This is a genomic window from Thiolapillus sp., assembly GCF_048562965.1.
GTDB classification, from domain to species: Bacteria; Pseudomonadota; Gammaproteobacteria; order Chromatiales; family Chromatiaceae; genus Thiolapillus; species Thiolapillus brandeum_A.
In genome coordinates, this window is sequence record NZ_JBHNMF010000148.1 from 1 (window position 1) to 7,083 (window position 7,083).

The window sequence follows — 7,083 nt, forward strand, 5'->3', positions numbered from 1 at the left end:
CTAAACGTGGACCACAAAACTATCTTGTCAATTAACGCCATTTTGTTGACACATCTGCAGCAGGACAGTGTTTGTAAAGCCGGATCAGGGAATAGCGGGCAGGTGGCAGATCAAAACACTCCTCAATCGAGTGCAGAAATTCAAATCATATGTGTACGGGGATGTACGATTGGTGGAAGCTGAGATACAACCTCGGTCAAATCACCGACCAACATGTAGTGGATGCGGCCAAAGAAGGCCAGGGTAAGATCGGTCGCCGGAGCAGCTGTTCGAGTTTATTCCTTCAGCACGAAAAAGCAGCTCTTCAGCGGCATTGTGGAGGACCTGAATGCCAAAGCAAAACTGGCTGCCAGAAAAGCGTACGGCTTTCAGACCTACCAAGCTGCTGAAATTGCTTTCTATCACGCGCTTGGGGCAATACCCGTACCGGAAACCACCCACGAATTTTTCTGTGGAGGCACAAAAAAGGGGCCCTATGGACCCCTTCTTCATATTTGGCGGAGAGGGAGGGATTCGAACCCTCGATACGGGATTACCGTATACACACTTTCCAGGCGTGCTCCTTCAGCCACTCGGACACCTCTCCAATTTACTACTTCGTTTCGCCTGCATCGCAAGCAACATCCCTGTGTCGCACCCAGCTCGGCTTCCTGCCTCGCGTGCGTCGGACTTCCTTTGTTCACTGGACAAAGGCTTCCGACTTACCCACTCGGACACCTCTCCAGTTTTACTACTCCGTTTTGCCTGCCTCGCAAGCGCGATCCTCGCAAAACAGGGTGCGAAGATTAAACTACTTCGGCTTCCAGCGCAATGCTTGGGCCAGATTTCCCACAAACTTTCCATGCAAATTCCCATCGAAAGCAAGATTCAGTATAGTTCCGTATTCCCTGGCGCTTCCCACCCACCTCCATGAAGAAGAAAAACCGGCCCACACTTGCTGAAAAAGCGGATATCCACGAACTCTATGAACTGTCTGTACAGTGTTCGGAAGCAGAAGTGGATTTTGTTGCTGATACCTACAGGGAACTTCGGGCAAAACCGGCCAGACTGCTGCGCGAGGACTTCTGTGGCACAGCCAATGTCTGCTGCGAGTGGGTGAAGCGGCGCAAGCACAACCGCGCCATCGGCGTCGACTTGGACAAATCTGTGCTTCATTGGGGTAAGACCCACAACCTTTCCCGGCTGAAAGACGCCGAACGCAAGCGTATAGAACTGATCAACGCAGACGTGCTCCGGGTGGAAACTGAATCACCTGATATTGTTTCCGCCATGAATTTCAGTTACTGGCTGTTCAAGGACAGGAACACGCTCAAGAAATACTTCGAGCGCGTTCATCACAGCCTGAAGAAAGACGGCATTTTCTTTCTGGACTTCTACGGCGGCTACGACAGCCTTCACGAGGTGGAAGAAGACAGGGAAATCGAAACCGACCAGGGCAGTTTCACCTATATCTGGGAACAGGCGGAGTTCAACCCCATCAGTCACGACCTGACCTGCTACATCCATTTCGCTTTCGAGGACGGCTCACGACTGGATCAGGCTTTTGCCTATCACTGGCGACTATGGACGCTTCCGGAAATACAGGATCTGCTGCGTGAAACCGGCTTCGAGGTCACCGTTTACTGGCAGGGATGGGACGAGGACGGCGAACCGGATGGCGAATTCTATCCCGCGACAGAAGCGGATGCAGATGCCGGCTGGATCACCTACATTACCGCTGAAAAAACCGCATGAAATCCCTGATCCCCCGGCGCTCCATCAAGTCACAAGACCCAGTTCCTTGAGATGTTTGATCTCATCCCGCACTTTGGCAGCTTCTTCGAATTCCAGATCCCGCGCATGCTGGTACATGGCATCTTCCAGCGCCTTGAGCTTTTTCGCCAGATCCCTGGGTGACAGGCTGGCGTAGGCCGCCTCTTCTTCAGCCACCCTGGCATATTCACGGGCACTCTTCTGCCCACCAGGATAAGCCGATTCCATGATGTCGGCGATTTTCTTCTGGATGGTTTTTGGCGTGATGCCATGCTCTTCATTGAACGCAACCTGCTTTGCCCGGCGGCGTTCGGTCTCTTCGATAGCCTGTTTCATGGATCCGGTCATCCGGTCGGCATACAGGATCGCCTTGCCCCTAACATTACGCGCCGCACGGCCTATGGTCTGAATCAGCGAGCCCACGGAACGCAGGAAGCCTTCCTTGTCCGCGTCCAGAATGACCACCAGGGACACTTCGGGCATGTCCAGCCCTTCCCTGAGCAGGTTGATGCCCACCAGCACGTCGAATTCTCCCAGGCGCAGGTCGCGGATGATCTCCACCCGCTCCACGGTGTCGATGTCCGAATGCAGGTAGCGCACCCGCACATCATGCTCCATGAGGTAATCCGTGAGATCCTCTGCCATCTTCTTGGTCAGGGTGGTGACCAGTACCCGGTCCCCCTCAGCCACGCGCAAATGTATCTCCGAAAGCAGGTCGTCCACCTGGGTGGTGGCAGGACGCACCTCCACTTCCGGGTCCACAAGTCCCGTGGGCCGCACCACCTGTTCCACCACTTCGCCGGAATGGCTGATCTCGTATTCCCGGGGAGTGGCGGAGACATAGATCGCCTGGGGACAGCGGCTTTCGAACTCATCGAATCTCAGGGGCCGGTTGTCCAGGGCGGAAGGCAGGCGGAAACCGTATTCCACCAGGGTTTCCTTGCGCGAACGGTCGCCCTTGTACATGGCGCCCAACTGGGGAATGGTGACGTGGGATTCGTCCACTACCAGCAGGGAATCCGGCGGCAGGTAGTCGAACAGGGTGGGCGGCTGCTGGCCCGATTCACGACCGCTGAGGTAGCGGGAATAGTTCTCGATACCCGAGCAGTAACCCAGCTCCAGCATCATCTCCAGATCAAAACGCGTGCGCTGCTCCAGGCGCTGGGCTTCCAGCAGCTTGTTCGTGTCACGCAGCTGGTCCAGGCGTTCTTTCAGCTCGACCTTGATCTGCTCCACCGCATCGAGAATAGTCTCCCGGGGCGTGACATAGTGGGTCTTGGGATACACGGTGTAACGCGGCACCCGGCGCTGCACTTCCCCTGTCAGCGGGTCGAAAAGCGCAATGGACTCGATCTCGTCATCGAACAGTTCGATGCGCACCGCTTCGTCCTCGGTTTCTGCCGGGTGAATGTCGATGACATCGCCCCGCACCCGGTAGGTGCCGCGATGCAGTTCAACTTCGTTGCGGGTGTACTGCAATTCGGTCAGGCGCCGCAGGATGGCGCGGTGATCCACCGGCTCACCCCGCACCAGGTGCAGGAGCATGGACATGTACTGGCGTGGATCACCCAGGCCGTAGATGGCGGATACCGTGGCCACGATGATGGTGTCACGCCGTTCCAGCACCGCCTTGGTGGCCGACAGGCGCATCTGTTCCACATGCTCGTTGATGGAGGCGTCTTTCTCGATGAAGGTATCCGAGGCAGGCACATAGGCCTCGGGCTGGTAATAGTCGTAGTAGGAAACAAAATACTCCACGGCATTGTGGGGAAAAAACTCCCGGAACTCGCCATAGAGCTGCGCCGCCAGGGTCTTGTTGGGCGCCAGCACGATGGCCGGGCGCTGCAGTTCCTGTATCACGTTGGCGATACTGAAGGTCTTGCCCGAGCCGGTCACACCCAGCAGGGTCATGCCCGCCTCACCGTTGCGCACACCTTCCGTCAGCCGGGCGATGGCCTCAGGCTGGTCGCCTCCGGGCGAAAAATCGGAAACAAGCTGAAATTCTTTCGTCATGGGGATTCTTACTGTGGCGATGTTGGGCTATGATAACAACCATAAAGGAATCGCGAGCAATTAACCTGAAACCGATCAGATATGAACATCAAACTTTCCAGTCGCGTACAGGCAGTCAAGCCCTCTCCTACCCTGGCAATCACAGCCCGGGCAGCCGCATTGCGTGCTGCCGGTGAAGATGTCATCGGTCTCGGCGCCGGAGAGCCGGATTTCGATACGCCGGAGCATATCAAGAATGCCGCCAAGAAGGCCATGGACGAGGGCAAGACCAAATACACGCCGGTGGACGGTACTGCCTCACTGAAGCAGGCAGTGATCGACAAGTTCCGGCGTGACAACGGGTTCGAATACACGCCGGAGCAGATTCTTGTCTCCAGCGGCGGGAAACAGAGTTTCTTCAACATGGCCCAGGCCCTGCTGGATCCGGGCGATGAGGTGATCATTCCGGCGCCTTACTGGGTATCCTATCCCGACATGGTGATCCTGGCCGGCGCCGCCCCCGTACTGGTGCATGCCGGTGCAGACCAGCAGTTCAAGATCACGCCCGCACAGCTGGAAGCCGCTATCACCGACAATACCCGGCTGTTCGTCATCAACAGTCCTTCCAACCCCACGGGCATGGCCTACACACGGGAAGAACTGGAAGCCCTGGGCGAAGTCCTGCGTGATCATCCGCGGGTCACCATCGCCACGGACGACATGTACGAACACATCCGCTGGACAGGCATGCCTTTCGTCAACATCCTCAATGCCTGTCCGGACCTGTATGACCGCATACTGGTGCTGAACGGCGTTTCCAAGGCCTATTCCATGACCGGCTGGCGTATCGGCTATGCCGGCGGGCCGGCGGACATCATCAAGGCGATGAAAAAGATCCAGTCCCAGAGCACCTCCAACCCCTGCTCCATTTCCCAGTATGCTGCGGAAGAGGCACTGAACGGCCCCCAGGACTGTATCGGCGAAATGCTCACCCAGTTCAAGAAGCGCCATGACTACGTGGTCGAGCGGGTCAATGCCATCGGCATGGAAGCCCTGTCCACGGACGGCACCTTCTACGTATTCCCTTCCGTACAGGGGTTCATCGAGCGCCTGGACGGCATCCACGATGACGTGGAGCTGGCCGAATACCTGATCGAAAAGGCGGGCGTAGCGCTTATTCCGGGTACCGCTTTCGGCATGCACGGGCATATCCGTTTTTCCGTCGCCACCAGCATGGAGAACCTGGAAAAAGCCCTGGACCGCATCACCGCCATCTGATTCACCTTTCGGGCCACGCAGCAGCGTGACCCAGTCGTTCGAGAACACATTTATGGAACTGAATTCCCTGACAGCCGTATCCCCCATCGATGGCCGATACGCTTCCAAGACCGAAAACCTGCGTACCATCTTCAGCGAATACGGGCTGATCTACCACCGCGTGCTGGTGGAAGTCCGCTGGCTGCAATCCCTGGCGGCCCACGAAAAGATCGATGAAGTCCCCGGCCTGAGCGATCATGCCAACGGCATTCTGGAAAAGATAATCGCTGACTTTTCCCTGGAAGATGCGCAGCGCGTGAAAAACATCGAGCGCACTACCAACCACGATGTGAAGGCGGTGGAATACTTCCTCAAGGAGAAGATCGCCGGCAATGACGAACTGGAAGCCATCAGCGAATTCATTCATTTTGCCTGCACTTCCGAGGACATCAACAACCTCTCCCACGCACTGATGCTGCGCGAAGGCCGGGACGCGGCACTGCTGCCACAGATGGATGCCACCATCCACGCCATCCGTGAACTCGCCCACGAGCTCGCAGACGTACCCATGCTTTGCCGCACCCACGGGCAACCCGCTTCGCCATCCACCATGGGCAAGGAGATGGCCAACGTGGTGCACCGCCTGCGGGGACAGCGTGAAAAAGTGATCGGCGTTGCCCTGCTGGGCAAGATCAACGGCGCCGTGGGCAACTACAATGCGCACCTGAGCGCCTATCCGGACATCGACTGGGCCGCTCATGCGGAAAAGTTTGTCGAGAGCCTGGGGCTGATCTGGAATCCCTACACCATACAGATTGAACCCCACGACTACATGGCGGAACTTTTCGACGCCGTGAGCCGGTTCAACAACATCCTCATCGACTTCAGCCGGGATGTCTGGGGCTATATCTCCCTGGGCTATTTCAAGCAGAAGACCATCGCCGGTGAAGTGGGCTCCTCCACCATGCCGCACAAGGTCAACCCCATCGATTTCGAGAATGCCGAGGGCAACTTCTGCCTGGCCAACGCCCTGCTCGGCCACCTCAGCATGAAGCTGCCGGTGTCCCGCTGGCAGCGTGATCTCACCGATTCAACGGTACTGCGCAACATGGGCGTAGGTTTCGCCTACAGTATGATTGCCCTGAATTCCATGCAGCGCGGCATCGGCAAGCTCGAAGCCAATGCCGACAAAATGCTGGAAGACCTGAACGCCAACTGGGAAGTGCTGGCAGAACCCATACAAACGGTCATGCGCCGCTACGGCATCGAAGAACCCTACGAGAAGCTCAAGGCACTGACCCGCGGCCAGCGCCTCAACCGGCAGGACATGCAGGCGTTCATCGACACGCTGGAACTGCCGGATGCGGTAAAAGAGGAACTGAAGGCACTGAGCCCGGCCACCTATGTGGGCAATGCCGAGGCACAGGCCAGGGCCATCTGAATCCTGACCCGATACCTTGCTGGCAAACAGTGCATCACGTCTGGGCGTCTATTGGCGCCAGATCAATATATTCAGTCTTCCCGCACCCGGCCACGCAATGCCTTGGTCTTCCCCCGTTTCACCTTGCTGTCCACGCGCCGTTTCTGTGAGCCTTTGGTCGGCCGGGTCGCCCGTCTGGCTTTCTGAACCACGGCAACACTTTTGATCAGCTGCTGCAGACGCTGCAGCGCATCCTCCCGGTTTTTCTCCCGGGTACGATGCTGCTGCGCCTTGATAACGATGACGCCCTCCTTGTTGATGCGCCTGTCCCGCAACCGCAACAGGCGCTCCTTGTAGAAATCCGGCAGAGAAGATGCCCGGATATCGAAACGCAGATGAATGGCCGATGAAACCTTGTTGACGTTCTGCCCGCCGGCACCCTGCGCGCGAATGGCCGAGAACTCCAGTTCATCGTCAGGAATCGCAACCTTGGAAGATATCTGTAGCATTACCGCCTGCTCATGAATGATTGTTAACCTGGCGGGGGAATAGCACGACAGGCTAGCCCTCTTCAGCGGGGATGGTGTAGATAGTCTGCGTGGCTCTTCCCCAAATGGAGTGGGTAGATTATCGTAATCCCCTATGAGAGACAAAGACCTATA

Annotated in this window: 6 protein-coding genes and 1 tRNA gene; 4 read left to right on the forward strand and 3 right to left on the reverse strand. The window is 57.1% G+C overall.

Annotated features, from left to right (window positions below):
* On the forward strand, positions 1-183 hold a 183-nt coding region (locus tag ACOCD2_RS09495; protein ID WP_293714917.1), incomplete at its 5' end, for a hypothetical protein.
* A 312-nt stretch (positions 184-495) separates the two neighbouring features.
* Here the strand turns inward: ACOCD2_RS09495 and ACOCD2_RS09500 are convergent.
* Positions 496-586 (reverse strand) — tRNA-Ser (locus tag ACOCD2_RS09500).
* A 323-nt stretch (positions 587-909) separates the two neighbouring features.
* On the opposite strand from ACOCD2_RS09500, the gene ACOCD2_RS09505 reads away from it, so the two are divergent.
* Positions 910-1,734, forward strand: a complete 825-nt coding sequence (locus ACOCD2_RS09505) for a class I SAM-dependent methyltransferase (RefSeq protein ID WP_293647072.1) — start codon at positions 910-912, stop codon at positions 1,732-1,734.
* Between the two features lie 24 nt (positions 1,735-1,758).
* On the opposite strand, the gene uvrB is transcribed toward ACOCD2_RS09505, so the two are convergent.
* Positions 1,759-3,765, reverse strand: a complete 2,007-nt coding sequence (gene uvrB / locus ACOCD2_RS09510) for an excinuclease ABC subunit UvrB (protein WP_293679993.1) — start codon at positions 3,763-3,765, stop codon at positions 1,759-1,761.
* Between the two features lie 81 nt (positions 3,766-3,846).
* On the opposite strand from uvrB, the gene ACOCD2_RS09515 reads away from it, so the two are divergent.
* Positions 3,847-5,022 carry a pyridoxal phosphate-dependent aminotransferase gene (locus ACOCD2_RS09515; protein WP_293647076.1) on the forward strand — a complete coding sequence of 392 codons (1,176 nt, stop codon included), beginning with the start codon at positions 3,847-3,849 and terminating at the stop codon, positions 5,020-5,022.
* A gap of 52 nt (positions 5,023-5,074) precedes the next feature.
* Positions 5,075-6,442 carry an adenylosuccinate lyase gene (purB, locus tag ACOCD2_RS09520; protein ID WP_293647078.1) on the forward strand — a complete coding sequence of 456 codons (1,368 nt, stop codon included), beginning with the start codon at positions 5,075-5,077 and terminating at the stop codon, positions 6,440-6,442.
* Positions 6,443-6,513: 71 nt separating this feature from the next.
* Here purB and arfB read toward each other — a convergent pair whose 3' ends face one another.
* The gene (gene arfB / locus ACOCD2_RS09525) at positions 6,514-6,930 is read right to left on the reverse strand and encodes an alternative ribosome rescue aminoacyl-tRNA hydrolase ArfB (protein WP_293647080.1); all 417 of its coding nucleotides are present in this window, start codon (positions 6,928-6,930) and stop codon (positions 6,514-6,516) included.
* Positions 6,931-7,083 lie beyond the last annotated feature (153 nt).